The organism is Pseudoalteromonas sp. NGC95, assembly GCF_015864705.1.
In the GTDB taxonomy this organism is placed as follows: domain Bacteria; phylum Pseudomonadota; class Gammaproteobacteria; order Enterobacterales; family Alteromonadaceae; genus Pseudoalteromonas; species Pseudoalteromonas arctica.
The window spans coordinates 95877-112662 of sequence record NZ_JADYWR010000011.1 but is presented as its reverse complement, the minus strand read 5'-3'; the positions used below and the strand labels follow the sequence as shown (position 1 = coordinate 112662).

The window sequence follows — 16786 nt, the reverse complement described above, 5'->3', positions numbered from 1 at the left end:
AAGTATTAATTTACTTGGTTAAGTAAAAAAAGATCACTTTTAAGCAACTTAATTAATGCTTAAATACTAGGGCTTGTTGACCTTTTAGGATTGAAATTTGTTCTATTTAGGAGCGATTTAATCGATCCTAAGTTTGTAACCTAACGGTGCTGTTTCAAATCTGCGTTATTCTACATGCTTACATACACGTGAGAATAATTAAAAGCTGAGCAGTAAAGAGCAAATTTCCCTTCAGGGCTAGTATAAATTTATAAGCTGATAAGCATCTTTAATCAAGTTGTAATATGAATATGATTTAACACAACACTAAGCTATATTTTATAAATAGATAGGCAAAGGATTAATACTATTATGCGTGAATGCGCTTTAAACAATACCAATCAAAACGAACTTGTTAAACGCTTTTACAGCGTTAGAGGCGAAAGCCTGGCTATTATTGAACCACTCACTGTAGAAGATTGCCAATTACAAGCTATGGCAGATGCCAGCCCAAGTAAATGGCATTTAGCGCACACGACGTGGTTTTTTGAAACGTTTTTACTTAGTGTTTATTGCAAGCAGTACACTGTGTTTAACTCTCACTATAGAATGCTTTTTAATTCTTACTACAATGGGATTGGAGAGCAATTTAAGCGCGCACACCGAGGTAGTTTATCTAGGCCTAGTTTAGATGAAGTTTTAGCTTATAGAGAGCATGTAGATAGCTGTGTGGTTGAATTACTTAAAACTGAAGTTAGCCCACAAATTAAAGATATTATTAATCTTGGATTACACCACGAGCAACAGCATCAAGAACTAATGCTGATGGACATCAAATATAACTTTTCAGTAAATCCATTATTTCCGCAATATAAAACATCGCCTTTAAACAGCCAAAACAAATCAGCAGATATTAAGCCCCTTAATTTTATAAACTTTGAGCAAGGCATTATTAATATAGGTACAAATGCCGACGATGAATTTGCATACGATAACGAGCGCCCTAAACACCAAGTATTAATTCATCCATTTAGCTTCGCCAATAGGTTGGTCACTAATGGGGAATATTTAGACTTTATAAATGCAGGCGCGTACAGCAATCCACAGTATTGGTTAAGCGACGGTTGGGCAAATATACAAAACAGCGCTCTAACGCAACCATTATATTGGCATTGTATAGATAACGAGTGGTTTGAGTTTACACACTATGGATTAGAGCCTCTCAATTTAAATGCCCCGATCTGTCATGTTAGTTATTTTGAGGCCAGTGCCTATGCTAATTTTGTAAAGGCTCGCTTGCCTACAGAGTTCGAATGGGAATATGCAGCTAAAAATACTCCTTCAACAGAGATTAATAATCACTACCTAACACCTCAGCAAGGAAAGAGTGATACTGAAATAAATCAGTTAACTGATTCGTGTTGGCAATGGACGAACAGTGCATATTTACCATACCCCGGTTTTAAGCCTATTGAAGGAATAGCAGGGGAATACAATGGTAAGTTTATGAATAACCAAATGGTGTTACGTGGTGGGTGTGTGTTTACCCCTCAAAACCATTTACGACAAACATACCGTAATTTTTATTACCCGCATCAAGCGTGGATGTGCAGCGGGATAAGACTAGCTAAGGATATAGTATGAGCCAAGTAACAGCGATTAAGCAAAGCAACATAACCGACACTGAATTTCTAAACGACGTGATAAGCGGATTAACTCAACAACAAAAAACGCTTCCATGTAAATATTTTTATGATGATAAAGGTGCTGCATTATTTGAGCAAATAACAACCTTACAAGAGTATTATGTTACACGTACTGAGCTTTCTATATTAGAGCAACACTCAAAGTCGATTGCTCAAATGCTACCTGAAAACCTCTCTATTATAGAGCCCGGCTGTGGCTCGGGTAAAAAGGTAGCCTATTTATTAGCGCATATGGCAAACGTTAAAACCTTTGTACCGTTTGAAATATCTGAGGAGATGCTCAGTTATTCACTTGCACATTTGTCACCATTATTTCCAGATTTGGCAATTTCGCCATTATTAGGAGACTTTACACATAGCCAAATGGTCAAACAGCTAACCAAAGACACCGCTTTAGACAGTCAAACTAATTTGGTGTACTTTCCGGGCTCTACTCTTGGTAATTTTGCCCCAGTTAAAGCCATAGAAATTATGAATAATTTCCATCGCTTATGCGGTGTAAATGGTTATGTATTAATTGGGGTTGATTTAGTAAAAGAGCGCCAAGTGTTACTTGATGCATATAACGATAAAGCGGGAGTTACCGCTGCTTTTAATAAAAATTTACTACAACGTATTAATAACGAGCTAAACGGCACATTTAATATAGATAACTTTAGCCACGAGTCACGCTTTAACGAGCAACATAGCCGTATTGAAATGCATTTAGTAAGTAATCGTACTCAAAGCGTGATTATAAATGATCAGCAAATAGACTTTATAGAAGGCGAAAGTATCCATACAGAAAACTCTCACAAGTACACGCTCGAGTCGTTTAAGCAGCTTGCAGCGCAAGCTAATTTAAAGTTAGAGCAAACATGGCAAGACGATAGTAACTATTTTGCCCTGTGTTTATTAAGACCGCTTTAAGCATTACTTAAGTTATGTTTAGTAAATGACAACTTTAGCATTGTTAAACTCATAGTTTAGCAATGCGCCACTATTTGACTGCTGTACAAGCATAGCTTTATTTAAACCGTGTAGTCTAAATAGCAGGGGGGCAATAACAGATACCGCAGAGCCTGTAGCACTGTCTTCATTTACACCAAACTGGGGTGCAAAGTATCTAAAATGCGCTATGGCATTTTTCTTGTCTTTATTTTTTATACTAAGGGCAATTACTGCATTTTTGTGGAGTGCACACAAAGCTTTAAAATCAATGCGTATGCTTTTTAAATCGTCTTTTTCAACTTCTTTATCGAATTCTTTACTAAATTCTTTATTAAATTCTTCATTAAATAATACAACCGTATAACCGTTTTTGTCGCCGGTACTGTAGGCTGCTTTTATTGCTGATGAAAACACACTTTTTAACTCACCTTCAGCTAACTCGCTTTTTTTAGGCTCTATGCTTTTTAGTAACAGCTGAGCGCGTTGTTTTTTTACTCTTATAGTAAAGCGCTCATTACTCATTGAAGTAAATGCTTCAGGGCAATAACCAAAATGGTCTATTAAAAAATTAGCGGCTGCTAAAGTACCATGTCCACAGCGTTTAATTTCACTCGTTTGATTAAACCAGCGAATTTTACAATGGCGTTTAGTTATCTCATTTTGATTTAAAAATACGGTAGCAGGGTAAGTTGATTGTGATGCAATATATTGCATTGTTTTTGAAGTTAACCCATTTTTATAAATAACAATTAAAGCACTTGAGCCTTTTAAGTTATGTGCAGGGCTATAAAAAACAGATTCGGTGGAAGTGAGCTCTATAAAGCGAAGCGTAAGCCATTTAGGCTTACGCTTCGTTAAACAAAGAGTATTAACCTTTGCTTGCATATGCGTCGTTATGAACGCCTGCAGCACGACCTGATGGATCTGCATTGTTTTGGAACGATGCGTCCCATGCAAGTGCTTCAGGAGTCGAACACGCTACCGATTTACCATGCGGTACACATTTAGCTGATGCATCACCAGGGAAATGCGATTCAAAAATAGTACGGTAGTAGTAAGCTTCTTTTGAATCTGGTGTATTAATAGGGTATTTAAATTTTGCATTTGCAAGCTCTTGATCGCTTACTTGCTCGTTTACAAACTCTTTTAAGGTATCAATCCAGCTGTAGCCTACACCGTCTGAAAATTGCTCTTTTTGACGCCATAGCACTTCATCAGGTAAGTAACCTTCAAAGCCTTCACGTAAAATGTGTTTTTCAATTTTTCCATCTTTACACATTTTAGCTTCAGGGTTGATACGCATAGCAACATCAACAAATTCTTTATCAAGAAACGGTACACGTGCTTCTACGCCCCATGCCGCCATTGATTTATTAGCACGTAAACAGTCAAACATATGCAGTTTTGATACTTTACGGTTTAGCTCTTCATGAAACTCTTGTGCGTTAGGGGCTTTATGGAAGTATAAGTAACCACCAAATAGCTCATCAGCACCTTCGCCAGATAACACCATTTTAATGCCCATTGCTTTAATTTGGCGAGCCATTAGGTACATAGGTGTAGAGGCACGAATTGTTGTTACGTCGTAGGTTTCTATGTGGTAAATCACTTCACGTAATGCATCAATACCTTCTTGAATGGTAAAAATGATAGGGTGGTGAATAGTACCAATCATGTCAGCTACTTTTTGTGCAGCCGCTAAATCAGGTGAGCCTTCAAGACCTACTGAAAAAGAATGCAGCTTAGGCCACCATGCATCGCTTTCGTCGTTATCTTCAATACGTTTTGCAGCAAAGCGCTGGGTAATAGCAGAGATAACCGATGAGTCTAAACCACCAGAAAGTAATACACCGTAAGGCACATCACACATTAATTGGCGTTTAACGGCCGCTTCTAATGCATCTTTAACGTCTTGCGCTTCTGCGCTGTTATCTTTAACTGCATCAAATGTTTCCCAATCACGTTTGTAATAAGGCGTCATTTTGCCATCTTTGCTGTACAGGTAATGCCCTGGTGGAAATTCTTCAATATGCTTACAAATTGGAGAAAGTGCTTTTAGCTCAGAAGCAACGTAAAAGTTACCGTGCTCGTCGTGACCGGTGTAAAGCGGGATAATACCAATATGGTCACGGCCAATTAAGTAGGCGTCATTTTCTTCGTCGTATAAACAAAATGCAAAAATGCCATTTAGGTCATCTAAAAAGTCAGGCCCTTTTTGTTTATACAGCGCTAAAATAACTTCACAGTCTGATTGAGTTTGAAAAGTAAAATCAACGTCTAACTCTGCTGCAAGTTCTTTATGATTATAAATCTCACCGTTAACCGCTAAAATATTTGTTTTTTCAGGATTGTATAAAGGCTGTGCACCGCTTGATACACCAACAATAGCTAAACGCTCATGCACTAAAATAGCTTTTTCAGATGCATATACACCAGACCAATCTGGGCCACGGTGTCTAAGCAGCTTTGACATTTCAATTGCTTGGGTACGCAATTGAGTGGGATCAGATTTAATATCTAATACCCCAAAAATTGAACACATAGTAACTCCTCATTCCTATTATGTGTGCAGCAGAGCCAATTTGCTGTGCTGCGAAACCTTGTTTTATCAGAAAAAATTACTCAAGTCACATAGCTTTTACAATTAATTAAGAATAATTTATGCACCAAGCTAGATGTAATTGCACCAAAGTGGTTAATGCGTAGTTCCTGCTGCTATTTTTACGTCGCTATTATTGTTCAAAGCTTGTGCAATCATAACTCTCAGGGCATTAATAACGGTTTCTTCGCTCATGCTTGGTGCGCCATTGTGGTGCACAGCTTGGCTTGGTAAATAAGGAATATGCACAAAGCCACCTTTCATTACAGCGCAGTGATCATTTATGTAATGCATAAGACCATACATAACGTGATTACACACATACGTACCGGCTGTATTGGAAATGGCAGCAGGTATATTGCTGTTGTGCAATGCTTGTAACATGCGCTTTATTGGTAAGTTTGTGAAATAGGCATCAGGGCCATTTTTTTCTATTGGTGTATCGATAGGCTGCTTACCTGCATTGTCTTTAATGCGTGCATCGTCAACGTTTATTGCAATACGCTCAATTGATATTTCGCTGCGCCCACCAGCTTGGCCTATACATAAAACAACCGCCGGATTGTGCGACTCAATGGCGTTTATAAGCTGACTGATAGACGTATTAAATTCACAGGCAAGTTCTAGTGTGCATATTTTGTGTTTCATGATGATAGTTTCATCAAGTTTTTGCACTGCTTGCCAAGAAGGGTTTATAGCTTCGCCACCAAAAGGAGCAAAGCCAGTTATTAATACACACGGCATAGTAGAAGTTGATTTAGTCATTAAACACCAAGCTATACATTAAAATAATATTAACGGCGAGTAAGGTAACGGCCGTCGGAATTTGAACCTTTATTACATGGTACCTATTTTTAAAATCTAGGGCGTGTTGATTCTAGAATATTTTATAGGTTATTTTTAAGTGCAAGGCTCAATTGATGTAGGTGCCCGTCAAGTTTCTGCTTCGCCTTTGCTGCTTCTTCAAACGTTACATATTTAAACTCAACAGTATCTAAAGGTCTAAATTGTGCAAATTGATGTAAGTCGGCTTCAATTACAGTCCCTAAAAGAGGGTAACCCCCGGTTGTTTGACCATCGTTAAGTAGCACAATAGGCTCACCATTCGGTGGCAGTTGAATACTCCCAGGACTCACCCCTAGTGATGGCAAAGAGTGCGAATGTGCCAAATTATTTTTATGCTCAAGCCTTACGCCCATTCGGTTGCTGTTACTACTAACTTTAAATGGGGTAGATACAAAGTTGTTAAGTAAAGGCTCGCCTAACAAATTAGCATGAGGGCTTGGGTGCAGTCTTATAAGCTTGCGCTGGGCGGGAGCAATTGCGCCTACTTTTATAAACTCTCCATAATAAGGAGTAATAGGTATTTCATCACCAGTGGCGAGAGCTCTACCTTCAATAGCACCAAAACATGCGTTTAAATCTGTAGATTTAGAGCCCATAACTTCAGTATTTTGTATACCGCCTTTCACTGCTAAATAAGCTCTTAATCCAGCTCTACCAGTAGCAAAGCTCAGTACTTGTTTATTTTTTACTGTGTATGTCCAACCAGGGTAAATTGCTTGTCCATCAAGGGTTGCTTGCAAATCTGCACCATGAAGCGCAATTACTGTGTCGCAGGTGAATTCCAGCTCGCACAGACCAACAGTTATTTCTAAAACGGCATCATTGTCGTTATTGTTAAGTAATCTATTAGCAATTATTTGTGCAAAGGGGTCTAAGCTGCCCGCTTTGCTTACACCTAAATGGCGGTAGCCATCACGGCCAAAATCTTGAATTGTAAGTAATACACCACTTTTAAGTACTTTAATCATGAGTTGCTCCTTTATTAACTAGCGGAACAAATTCAAGCGTATCGCCTGGTTGAATTAAACAAGGTTGCTCCGAGGTCGAATCAAACAAAGCAGTATCTGTATGGCCTATTATGTGCCAACCACCAGGGGTATCTGCGGGGTAAATTCCGGTTTGTTCAGCACCTATCGCAACAGAGCCTTTAGGAACTTTAATGCGTGGCTCATCACGCCTTGGCGTATGTAATTGCTCATCTAAGCCATGTAGGTAAGCAAAACCGGGCTGAAAGCCTAAAAATAAAACGTGGTATTTGGTTTTACTATGAATATTAATAACCTCATCAGCGCTTAAATTGTGATAACGAGCCACGTAATTAATATCCTCACCCTTGTATATGGTTTCGATTAAGTGATGTTGCCCTTTAAAAGTACTCGTTTTAATATCATTCCACAGCGAAGGTAGGACTTGTAACCACTTATTTAAGTGTTTATCTGATTTTAAATAGAGAGTGAGCGAGTTCATGGCCGGCACCAAATCGGTAAATTTATCAGTGCTTTTACAGTGGCTAGCTAAAGCCCAAATTTTCTTTTGAATAGAGAGTCTATCTGTAGCGTCTAAATGCGATGCATCAAGTAGTAAACTACTGTTTGTTAATGCATAAATATGGGGAGCTGGCTTCATTAAATAAACCTATTTGTACAACATAATTTAAACGTAACACAGTTTTATTAATTTATTTACACCATTGCGACTAAGTTGTTATGTTTAGTGTTTATTTACCCAGCTTACTTTAAGAGTGTTTTTATATTCAATTAATCGTATTTAACTTATTGAGGACTAAAACTTAATACATTTCGTACTAAATAAGTAATTAGGTTGAAATGAAAATTAAGATAAGGAGGTCTTAATTAGCACGCACTTGTTTATGAGGTACTTTATGAAACACCAGCATTTATTATATTTATCAGGCGCTGCTATTATATTTAGCGCAGGCAGCTTTGCTTTATCTATGGAAAAGGTAGAACACAGTAATGTAGAAGCCACCATGCATGTAGAAACCATTGTACTGGGGTCTGGTTGTTTTTGGGGAGCAGAAAAACGCTACGAAGCGCTTAATGGCGTTATTGATGCTGAGTCGGGTTATGCTGACGGTAATGGGTTTAAAGCAACGTACAGAAATATTACTGATCAGTCTCGTCGTTTTGACGAGGACAATTATGCTGAAGTTGTGCAAGTTATGTATAACAGCAATATAATTTCAGCAGAAGATCTCTTAAAAAACTATTTTGAAAGTCACGATCCTACGCAAAAAAATCGCCAAGGTAACGACATCGGTACGCAATATCGTTCAATTGTATTAACGACTACTGATGCACAAGCTAAAGTAGCTGAGCAAGTTAAATCGCAATATCAGCAGCTTTTAACTGATGCGAGCTACGGCAAAATCGAAACGGTTATTAAACCGCTTACAGGTTTTGTATCGGCAGAAGAATATCACCAAAATTATCTAGAAAAGAACCCTAATGGCTATTGCCCCGATCATTCTACAGGCGTAGTTTTTAATAAAACACCCGTAGAAAAAGCAGACAACAGTGCTCTACTCGCAGGTAAGCAAATAGTGGTACTTGATTCTCGTGATTACTGCCCGTACTGTGAAAAATTTAAAAAAGCAGTCGCAAATGATTACAAAGGCACAATACCTATGACATTTCGCCATGCTGACCAACTTAATGATTTAACTATTAAGTCAGCCACGTGGGCAACGCCGACTATTTTGTTTCTAGAAAATGGCGTTGAGGTATATGGCCGTCAAGGCTATGCAACACCTGAAGAGTTTTATAAAGCATTAGGCGCTTTTAAATTAGGTAACAGTGATGCTTACAAAGTTGCATTCGATGCACGAACAGATAGACCTTATTGTAAAGAGTACAAAGAGTTTAAAAATACACCTGATGGTACTTTTGTTGATAAATTAAGTGGAGAGCCACTATTTGATACAAGCGATAGGTTTAACTCCGGTACTGGTTGGTTGTCGTTTAAGCACCCAGTAAAAAGTAGTGTAACGCAGCATGACGATAGCAGCTGGGGAATAACACGTATTGAGCTACGTTCTAAAAGTACAGGTATTCATCTTGGTCATTTATTCCCAGGAGAAGGCCCTAGAGGCACAGACCGCTACTGTATAAACGCAACAGTACTCGATTTTGTACCAAGAGATAAAAGCTAAACCTTTTACTTTGTAAAGCCTGATTTTAATCAGGCTTTTTTTTGAATAAAATAAAATAGATTTATCATATTCTTTGCAAATTTGTTAAAATTAAAGCGTTGAGCTACACATCAATAATATAACTTAGGCTGTAAATGAATCAATTTATAAAAATAACAACGCAGTTAATGTATTTGCCTTTAGCTTTCTTAATTTTTATAACCGATGCTAAGTCGGCAACGCACTATGTCGTCGGTGTAGAGAATATAGAGTATCTACCTTACTTTGATGGTAGTGGAACAAATGGTGCTGACTATTATGGCTTCAGTGAAGAGTTGCTCAATTTATTTGCACAGCAGCACGATTTTGAATTTGAGTTTTACACGCTGCCAATTAATCGTCTTTATAAAGAATTCATTGATCACCATCATGTTGATTTTAAATATCCAGATAACCCTCAATGGAAACCAAGTTATAAAACTTCCTTTGGTGATTTAAATGAAATTATTTATTCGCAGCCAACCGTTGTGACTAAAACGGGTATTGCGAGTTTAAATAAAAATATCACTATTGATGAATGCGTTAGTTTTGCAACGGTGAGAGGGTTTACGTCTCAAAGCTTTAAACCTTTAATGAATAACGAAAACGTTGAGCTAATTGAAACAGCTAACGTAATGGAATTAATAGAGATGCTTTTAAAAGAGCGAGTGGAGTGTATTTACATATCTAACGATGTATTAAACTATAATATTGTTAAATATTTCAAATTAACCCGACCCGTTTATTTTCAAAACGAATTGCCGACAGATTTACAAGCCTTTTTATTATCGTCGATTGACTATCCTGAGGTAGTTAAGCAATTTGATACATTTTTGCTTTCACATAAAGTGCAAATAAGTAAATTAAAAAAAGAGTATCAAATAAAAAATTAACTAAAAAAGCCCCGTAAGTTATAACTTACGGGGCTTTTTAAAAGGTATTAACCTGTATATAACTATATTATGTATGTGCTTAATAATAAAAACAGTCCAAGCCAAGTCACCACCTAACTTGAACCGCTTTTCACACTGACAACATCTTCACACACAATATAAAGATTCTGTTTACTACGCTTACGTAGCCTTGTAATGCATATCATGTGGTTTGAGCCAAGAATAAAAACAGTTCAAGCCAAGTCACCACCTAACTTGAACCGCTTTTTCACACTGACAACATCTTCACACACAATATAAAGATTCTGTTTGCTACGCTTTAGTAGCCTGGTAATGCATATCATGTGATTGAGCCAAGAATAAAAACAGTTCAAGCCAAGTCACCACCTAACTTGAACCGCTTTTCACACTGACAACATCTTCACACACAATATAAAGATTCGGTTTGCTACGCTTTAGTAGCTTTGTAATGCATATCATGTGGTTGAGCCAAGAATAAAAACAGTTCAAGCCAAGTCACCACCTAACTTGAACCGCTTTTTCACACTGACAACATCTTACACACACAATATAAGATTCTTTTAACTGCTAAGTTTGAGTTACTAAAACTCAAAAGGTTGCATTTATTGCTCTTAAAAAACAAATTAACTAAGTTGTTTTGAGCTGATGAAGTAACTTTAATATTTAACCTTATTTTCGACAAACGATAAAAATGAAACCAATGAGTGAAAAAAATTAAACTATAGACTTTAGTCTAATGATCGGCGTTAAGTTTATGTATTTAAATAAAAAATATTATTAAAAATTGCAGAGAGGTTTAGACGAGTTCAGTAATAAAACACAGAGTGGGTTGTATTACTGAACTCGTCTAATAGGGGATTATTCTTGGATTTTTCTAAACGTATTTACAACCCACTTCGCAAATAAATCAAGCGGGTGATTAGGCGTGCTTGATTCGTGCTGCACTAAATAGTATTTATCTTTAGTTGTTAAAGGCTGCTCGAATAATTTGTACAGCCATTGCTCATCTAACCAGCTTTGACTAATAGGCAGTGGAATAAGCGCAATGCCCATGCCTTGCTGCGCTGCACGCGCTACACCAAACATGCTATCTATTTGAATAATCTGCGAAGGAGAAAAGTCATCAATACCCGCTTTTTCGGCCCACTGGTGCCATGCCCAAGGGCGAGCCTTGTGGAGGATGAGGGGAACTTGGTTAAGCGCTTGACGATGATCGTCCCTCCATTGATCGAGCAATTTTTTATTACATGCAGGGATATATTCAAGGTTAAACAACTCAGTCGCTAACCCTTCAGTAGGTTTACCAGAGGACAATACAATAGATAAATCGCTATGACGCGTTAACTCTTTGCGTGTTTTAAGCGTGTCCATTTGCAGGTTTATATTAGGATGCTCTGACGTCCACTCACTTAATTTAGGCATGAGTAGCTCGCTGGCAAAAAACTCAGGCAACGTAATTGTCAAATTTGTATTTTGCTGCATCTGACTAAACTCGTTAATGGTGCCCTCTAACATTGTGATGATAGGAGACACAGCATCAAAAAAGTTTTTACCCGCTGTGGTTAAGCTAATTGAACGCGTTTTACGTTGAAAAAGTTCAATACCAAGTTGTTCTTCAAGTTGTTTTATTTGATGGCTTACCGCAGACGGCGTTAAGTACAGCTCATTAGCTGCATGCTTAAAACTTAGGCTTCTTGCGGCAAAGCAAAAAGAGCGAAGGCCACGAATAGGAGTTTGCATGTTTTCCAGAATTATTTAATTTATTGAGACGCCTTACTTAGGCAAAATTTGAACCAACTATTTAATACATAAATATCAGTAGGTTAAAAATAAATTTAACGCTAGTTCACAAAAAGGGTGCAGACTATCCACAAAATAGTGCAAAGAATCTAAGCGCTTACATTTAATTTATATTTGTATTATAGATAAAATTTACTACAGATGTATGAATGACGGTAAAAATAATGGCAAAAGATAAAAAAAATCCCTCGTGAGAGGGATTTTGGGTAACTCAGCGCCATTGGCACTGGGAATGAGGTCGGTACAGGGTAAAGCGTTATTTTTAAGCTAAAGCCTAAAAAACCATTTCTGGTACTTCACCGTCAACAAGTAATTTACCTGCTGTTTTACTAATGATTTCATCAACAGTAACGCCCGGAGCGCGTTCTAATAAATGAAATGCGCCGTCTTTAACTTCTAATACGGCTAAATCTGTTACTATTTTTTTTACGCAATTAACGCCAGTAAGCGGTAAAGAGCAGGACTCTAATAGTTTAGAGTCACCATGCTTACTTGCATGGGTCATAGTAACAATAATATTTTTCGCGCCAGCGACTAAATCCATCGCGCCACCCATGCCTTTAATCAGCTTTTTAGGGATCATCCACGATGCGATGTTGCCGTTCTGGTCAACTTCAAATGCACCCAGAACAGTTAAGTCTACATGACCACCCCGTATCATGGCAAAACTATCTGCACTATTAAATATGGCTGCACCTTTAGCTGCTGTCACGGTTTCTTTACCCGCGTTAATCATATCGGCATCTAGCTCTGCTTTAGTAGGGTACGGACCCATGCCTAAAAGGCCATTTTCGGACTGTAACATAACTTCAATATCATCCGGTACATAGTTTGCGACGAGTGTCGGAATTCCTATGCCCAAATTTACGTAGTAACCGTCTTGAAGTTCTTGTGCAACGCGCATTGCAACTTGTTCACGTGATAATGCCATAATTATGCTCCTGCTTAATCTCGTGTTGTTACACGTTCAATGCGTTTTTCAAAGTTGCCTTTAATAACGCGATTTACAAAAATACCCGGTGTATGAATTTGGCTTGGTTCAAGCTCACCCGGCTCTACAATTTCTTCTACTTCGGCAACGGTAATTTTGCCAGCCGTTGCTGCCATTGGATTAAAGTTCATGGCGGTGTGTCTAAACACTAAATTACCGTAACGATCGGCTTTCCATGCTTTTACTATGGCAAATTCACCTGTTATAGACTCTTCTAAAATATACGGGCGACCATTGAATTCTTTTACGTCTTTGCCTTCAGCCACAGGAGTACCGTAACCGGTAGCGGTGTAAAACGCAGGTATACCCGCGCCACCAGCACGCATTTTTTCAGCAAGTGTACCTTGAGGTGTAAGCTCTACATCAATTTCGCCACTCAATAACTGCTGCTCGAATAGGGCGTTTTCGCCAACGTATGAGGCAATTACTTTTTTAATTTGCTTGTCTTGTAATAAAATACCTAAACCAAAGTCATCAACACCACAGTTATTAGATACCACGGTTAAGTTTTTTGTTTGCATGTGCTTAATTTGTTTAATTAAGCCCTCAGGAATACCACATAAACCAAAACCACCGGCAATAATGGTATCGCCGTCTTTTAATCCTTCCATTGCAGCTTCGTAGCTATAAACTACCTTATCAAAACCGGCCATGAGTCTCTCCTCATTGTGTGCTATTTATTGTTAACTATCGTGAATTATCATTTTATAAGATAGCTATTTAACCTGAACTCTGGTTAATAGATTTACTAACATATGAATCAGGGTGATATTTAAATTTATTTTCTCTAGCCAGAGATTTTCAGTGAAAACAAGGCGAATTTACGCGTCAATAGCTGGCCTATTGCAAGTAAATTCAACGCAGTTAGTGCTGAAAATAGCTGCTCGAGATAGATTTACTATCCAGAGCTCAGGTTATTTAGTGTGTAGTGCCACAGATACTTTGCTCACAGGTTGCTTACCAAGTGCTTTGGTTATCTCCCAGCCAGCGTCACTTAACCTTTGTAAATCAATTCCGTGTTCAATGCCAAGCCCTTGCAGCAAGTAAACTACATCTTCGGTGGCAACATTTCCTGACGCACCCTTAGCATAAGGACAGCCTCCAAGGCCTGCAACTGCCGCGTCAACCGTTGCTATACCTAGGCTTAAGGCTGCGTAAATATTTGTAAGCGCTTGACCGTAAGTATCATGAAAATGCACGGCCAACTTGGCTTTATCAATGTGCGTTAAAAGTAACTCGATTAATTGCGTTACTTTTTTAGCGGTGCCAACACCAATGGTATCGCCAAGGCTTACTTCGTAACATCCTAAATCTATTAGCTTTTGCGATACACTCAGTACTGCTTGCGGGTTAATTTCACCCTCATAAGGGCAACCTAGCACACAGCTTACATAACCACGTACGCGGATATTATTCGCTTTAGCAAACGCCATTACTTCGCTAAAGCGTTCAATACTCTCATCTATTGAGCAGTTTATGTTTTTTTGACAAAACGACTCACTTGCAGCGGTAAATATTGCAAACTCTTTAATGCCGGCAGCGTGCGCTGCATGTGCACCTTTTAAGTTAGGTGTAAGGGCACTTAAATTTACATCGGGTAAATTAAGGGCTGATATTACATCCGCTGAGTCTGCCATTTGCGGCACCCATTTAGGGGAGACAAACGCGCCTGCTTCAATATCTTTTAAACCTGCAGCACTTAGGGCGTTAATAAGTGCTACTTTATTGGCTGTGCTTACTGTTTTTTCGTTTTGTAGGCCGTCTCGCGCGCCAACTTCAACAATACGTACTTTACTTGGAAAGGCACTCATTATGCACCTTCCTCTGTTGTATCTTCTACTATAGCAAGCAGAGCACCATGCGTTACCAATTCACCTTCACCAAAACAATAGCTTTTTAAAATGCCGTCATGCGGTGCGTTAAGCGTGTATTCCATTTTCATGGCTTCAATAATAACAACCGCATCACCTTTGGTAATTGTGCTACCAATGTCGATTAAGTGCTTAACTACCGTGCCATTAAGCGGCGCGGCAAGTGGCAGTGCTTCGCTTTCGTGCGAACTAATATAATGCTTATCAACTAGTTCAAGCTTAGTTTGCAGTGCTTTATTCATAACAGTGACAATATTGGCTACGGTATTATTGCCAACAGTATTATTACCTACCGTAGTTACGTGCGCGCTATGTTTTTCACCGTTAATAAATACACTGCAAAGACCACTATTTAATGTGCCTTGTAGGTTAAATACATGCTCGTTATGCGTAATACTATAGCCCGCTGTGGTTTTTATAGCGCTTAGCTGTAAATCAGCAAAAGGGATTTTAATTACTTGCGGTGCATTGAGTGTAAAACCACTCAGTTGTTGCCACGGGCTTGCACTGTTTTGCGTATTTTGGGTATTAGTTAACGATTCTAAATACGCAAAAGCACCTATAAGTTGGCTTGCTTGTAATAACGATTTATCAACCGCAACTAACGAGTCGCCTTGCTCTGCAATAAAGTGTGTACTTGGCGCACCTTGTTTAAACGTAGGGTGGCTTGCTAAGTTATGTAAAAAGCCAATGTTAGTGCTAAAACCCGCTAAATGAAATTGCTCAAGGGCTTGTTGTAAACGGCTCAGTGCTTGTTCGCGATTGTCGTCGTGCACAATAAGTTTTGCAATCATCGGATCGTAAAACGGGCTAATTTCGTCGCCTTGTGCAATGCCTGTATCAATGCGTACAAATTCGCTGTTAAGCGGTGTATGTAGTGCTTCAATAGTGCCTGAGCACGGGATAAAGTCGTTAGGTGGATCTTCTGCGTATATTCGCGCTTCAAAGCTATGACCCTGCAATTGAATATCACTTTGTGTCAGTGGCAGTGTTTGCCCACCCGCAATATTAATTTGCCAATTGACTAAATCTACACCGGTTACCATTTCGGTCACTGGGTGTTCTACTTGAAGGCGCGTATTCATTTCCATAAAGAAAAATTCATCGCCACACAGTAAAAACTCAACCGTACCTGCACCTCTATAATTTATAGCCAATGCACAACGTACAGCCGCTTCGCCCATTTCTTTACGTAGTTCGTCAGATAAACCCGGAGCCGGGGCTTCTTCAATTACTTTTTGATGACGACGTTGCAAAGAACAATCACGATCGCCTAAATAAACACAGTTGCCATGGTTATCTGCAAATACTTGCACTTCCACATGGCGAGGCTGGTTTACGTAACGTTCAAGCAATACTAAATCGTTACCAAAACCGGCAATGGCTTCACGTTGCGCACCTTGTAATGCGCTCATAAAGTCTTGTGCTTTTTCAACCACACGCATGCCTTTACCGCCGCCGCCAAAGGCGGCTTTAATTAGTACAGGGTAGCCAATTTTTTCAGCTTCACTTTGTAAAAAAGCAGGGTCTTGTTTATCACCATAATAACCAGGTACTAACGGCACATTAGCAGCTGCCATTATTTCTTTAGCGCGGGTTTTAGATCCCATTGCTTCAATGCTACTTGCTGGTGGTCCTACAAAAGCAATGTTGTTAGCTTCGCAGGCTTTAGCAAATTCGCTGTTTTCAGATAAAAAACCATACCCTGGATGAATACAATCAGCGCCGCAGTCTTTGGCAACTTGTAAAATTTTGTCTGCTACTAAATACGAATCTTTACTTGGTGCAGCACCAATATGGTAAGCCTCGTCAGCCATTTTTACGTGCCCGGCATGTTTGTCTGCATCAGAATAAACCGCGACCGTGGTTAAGCCCATTTGTTTTGCACTGCGCATTACTCGACACGCAATTTCTCCACGATTGGCAATCAGTATTTTTTGTAATCGTTGTGTGTTCATAA

14 protein-coding genes and 1 pseudogene are annotated in these 16786 nt (G+C 38.8%); 4 read left to right on the top strand and 11 right to left on the bottom strand.

Annotated features, from left to right (window positions below; genetic code table 11):
• Positions 1-351 precede the first annotated feature (351 nt).
• Positions 352-1623 (top strand): ergothioneine biosynthesis protein EgtB, encoded by a 1272-nt coding sequence (gene egtB, locus I6E70_RS11995; RefSeq protein ID WP_197188801.1) that lies wholly within the window; start codon positions 352-354, stop codon positions 1621-1623.
• The gene (gene egtD / locus I6E70_RS11990) at positions 1620-2594 is read left to right on the top strand and encodes an L-histidine N(alpha)-methyltransferase (RefSeq protein WP_010552853.1); all 975 of its coding nucleotides are present in this window, start codon (positions 1620-1622) and stop codon (positions 2592-2594) included. The genes egtB and egtD overlap by 4 nt, the downstream gene beginning before the upstream one ends.
• A gap of 18 nt (positions 2595-2612) precedes the next feature.
• Here the strand turns inward: egtD and I6E70_RS11985 are convergent, their stop codons facing one another.
• The 6 genes and pseudogenes from I6E70_RS11985 to pxpB form a co-directional block, all read right to left on the bottom strand.
• Positions 2613-3500 (bottom strand): PhzF family phenazine biosynthesis protein, encoded by an 888-nt coding sequence (locus I6E70_RS11985; protein ID WP_197188800.1) that lies wholly within the window; start codon positions 3498-3500, stop codon positions 2613-2615.
• Entirely contained in the window at positions 3484-5157 is a 1674-nt protein-coding gene (gene asnB / locus I6E70_RS11980; protein WP_010552851.1) for an asparagine synthase B, read from the bottom strand. The genes I6E70_RS11985 and asnB overlap by 17 nt, the downstream gene beginning before the upstream one ends.
• 153 nt (positions 5158-5310) lie before the next feature.
• A complete protein-coding gene (gene pcp / locus I6E70_RS11975; RefSeq protein WP_080670012.1) occupies positions 5311-5979 on the bottom strand; it encodes a pyroglutamyl-peptidase I in 669 nt (222 codons plus the stop codon).
• A pseudogene (locus tag I6E70_RS20700) lies at positions 5972-6067 on the bottom strand (5-oxoproline transporter, DUF979 family subunit); the annotation flags it as partial. The gene pcp and the pseudogene I6E70_RS20700, both read right to left, overlap by 8 nt.
• A gap of 34 nt (positions 6068-6101) precedes the next feature.
• A complete protein-coding gene (locus I6E70_RS11965) occupies positions 6102-7028 on the bottom strand; it encodes a biotin-dependent carboxyltransferase family protein (RefSeq protein WP_197188799.1) in 927 nt (308 codons plus the stop codon).
• Positions 7021-7686, bottom strand: a complete 666-nt coding sequence (gene pxpB / locus I6E70_RS11960; RefSeq protein ID WP_197188798.1) for a 5-oxoprolinase subunit PxpB — start codon at positions 7684-7686, stop codon at positions 7021-7023. Before pxpB ends, I6E70_RS11965 begins: the two co-directional genes overlap by 8 nt.
• Before the next feature lie 256 nt (positions 7687-7942).
• On the opposite strand from pxpB, the gene msrA reads away from it, so the two are divergent.
• The gene (gene msrA / locus I6E70_RS11955; RefSeq protein ID WP_166376329.1) at positions 7943-9232 is read left to right on the top strand and encodes a peptide-methionine (S)-S-oxide reductase MsrA; all 1290 of its coding nucleotides are present in this window, start codon (positions 7943-7945) and stop codon (positions 9230-9232) included.
• A 134-nt stretch (positions 9233-9366) separates the two neighbouring features.
• Positions 9367-10143, top strand: coding sequence for an amino acid ABC transporter substrate-binding protein (locus tag I6E70_RS11950; protein ID WP_197188797.1), 777 nt, complete (start codon positions 9367-9369; stop codon positions 10141-10143).
• Between the two features lie 879 nt (positions 10144-11022).
• Here I6E70_RS11950 and I6E70_RS11945 read toward each other — a convergent pair.
• From I6E70_RS11945 to I6E70_RS11925, 5 genes are all read right to left on the bottom strand, one after another.
• The gene (locus I6E70_RS11945; RefSeq protein WP_024590165.1) at positions 11023-11904 is read right to left on the bottom strand and encodes a LysR family transcriptional regulator; all 882 of its coding nucleotides are present in this window, start codon (positions 11902-11904) and stop codon (positions 11023-11025) included.
• 334 nt (positions 11905-12238) lie between these two features.
• The gene (locus I6E70_RS11940) at positions 12239-12895 is read right to left on the bottom strand and encodes a CoA transferase subunit B (protein ID WP_077537942.1); all 657 of its coding nucleotides are present in this window, start codon (positions 12893-12895) and stop codon (positions 12239-12241) included.
• Positions 12896-12909: 14 nt separating this feature from the next.
• A complete protein-coding gene (locus tag I6E70_RS11935; RefSeq protein WP_007580250.1) occupies positions 12910-13608 on the bottom strand; it encodes a CoA transferase subunit A in 699 nt (232 codons plus the stop codon).
• A gap of 261 nt (positions 13609-13869) precedes the next feature.
• Positions 13870-14766, bottom strand: coding sequence for a hydroxymethylglutaryl-CoA lyase (locus I6E70_RS11930; RefSeq protein WP_197188796.1), 897 nt, complete (start codon positions 14764-14766; stop codon positions 13870-13872).
• Positions 14766-16784, bottom strand: a complete 2019-nt coding sequence (locus tag I6E70_RS11925; protein ID WP_197188795.1) for an acetyl/propionyl/methylcrotonyl-CoA carboxylase subunit alpha — start codon at positions 16782-16784, stop codon at positions 14766-14768. Before I6E70_RS11925 ends, I6E70_RS11930 begins: the two co-directional genes overlap by 1 nt.
• Positions 16785-16786 lie beyond the last annotated feature (2 nt).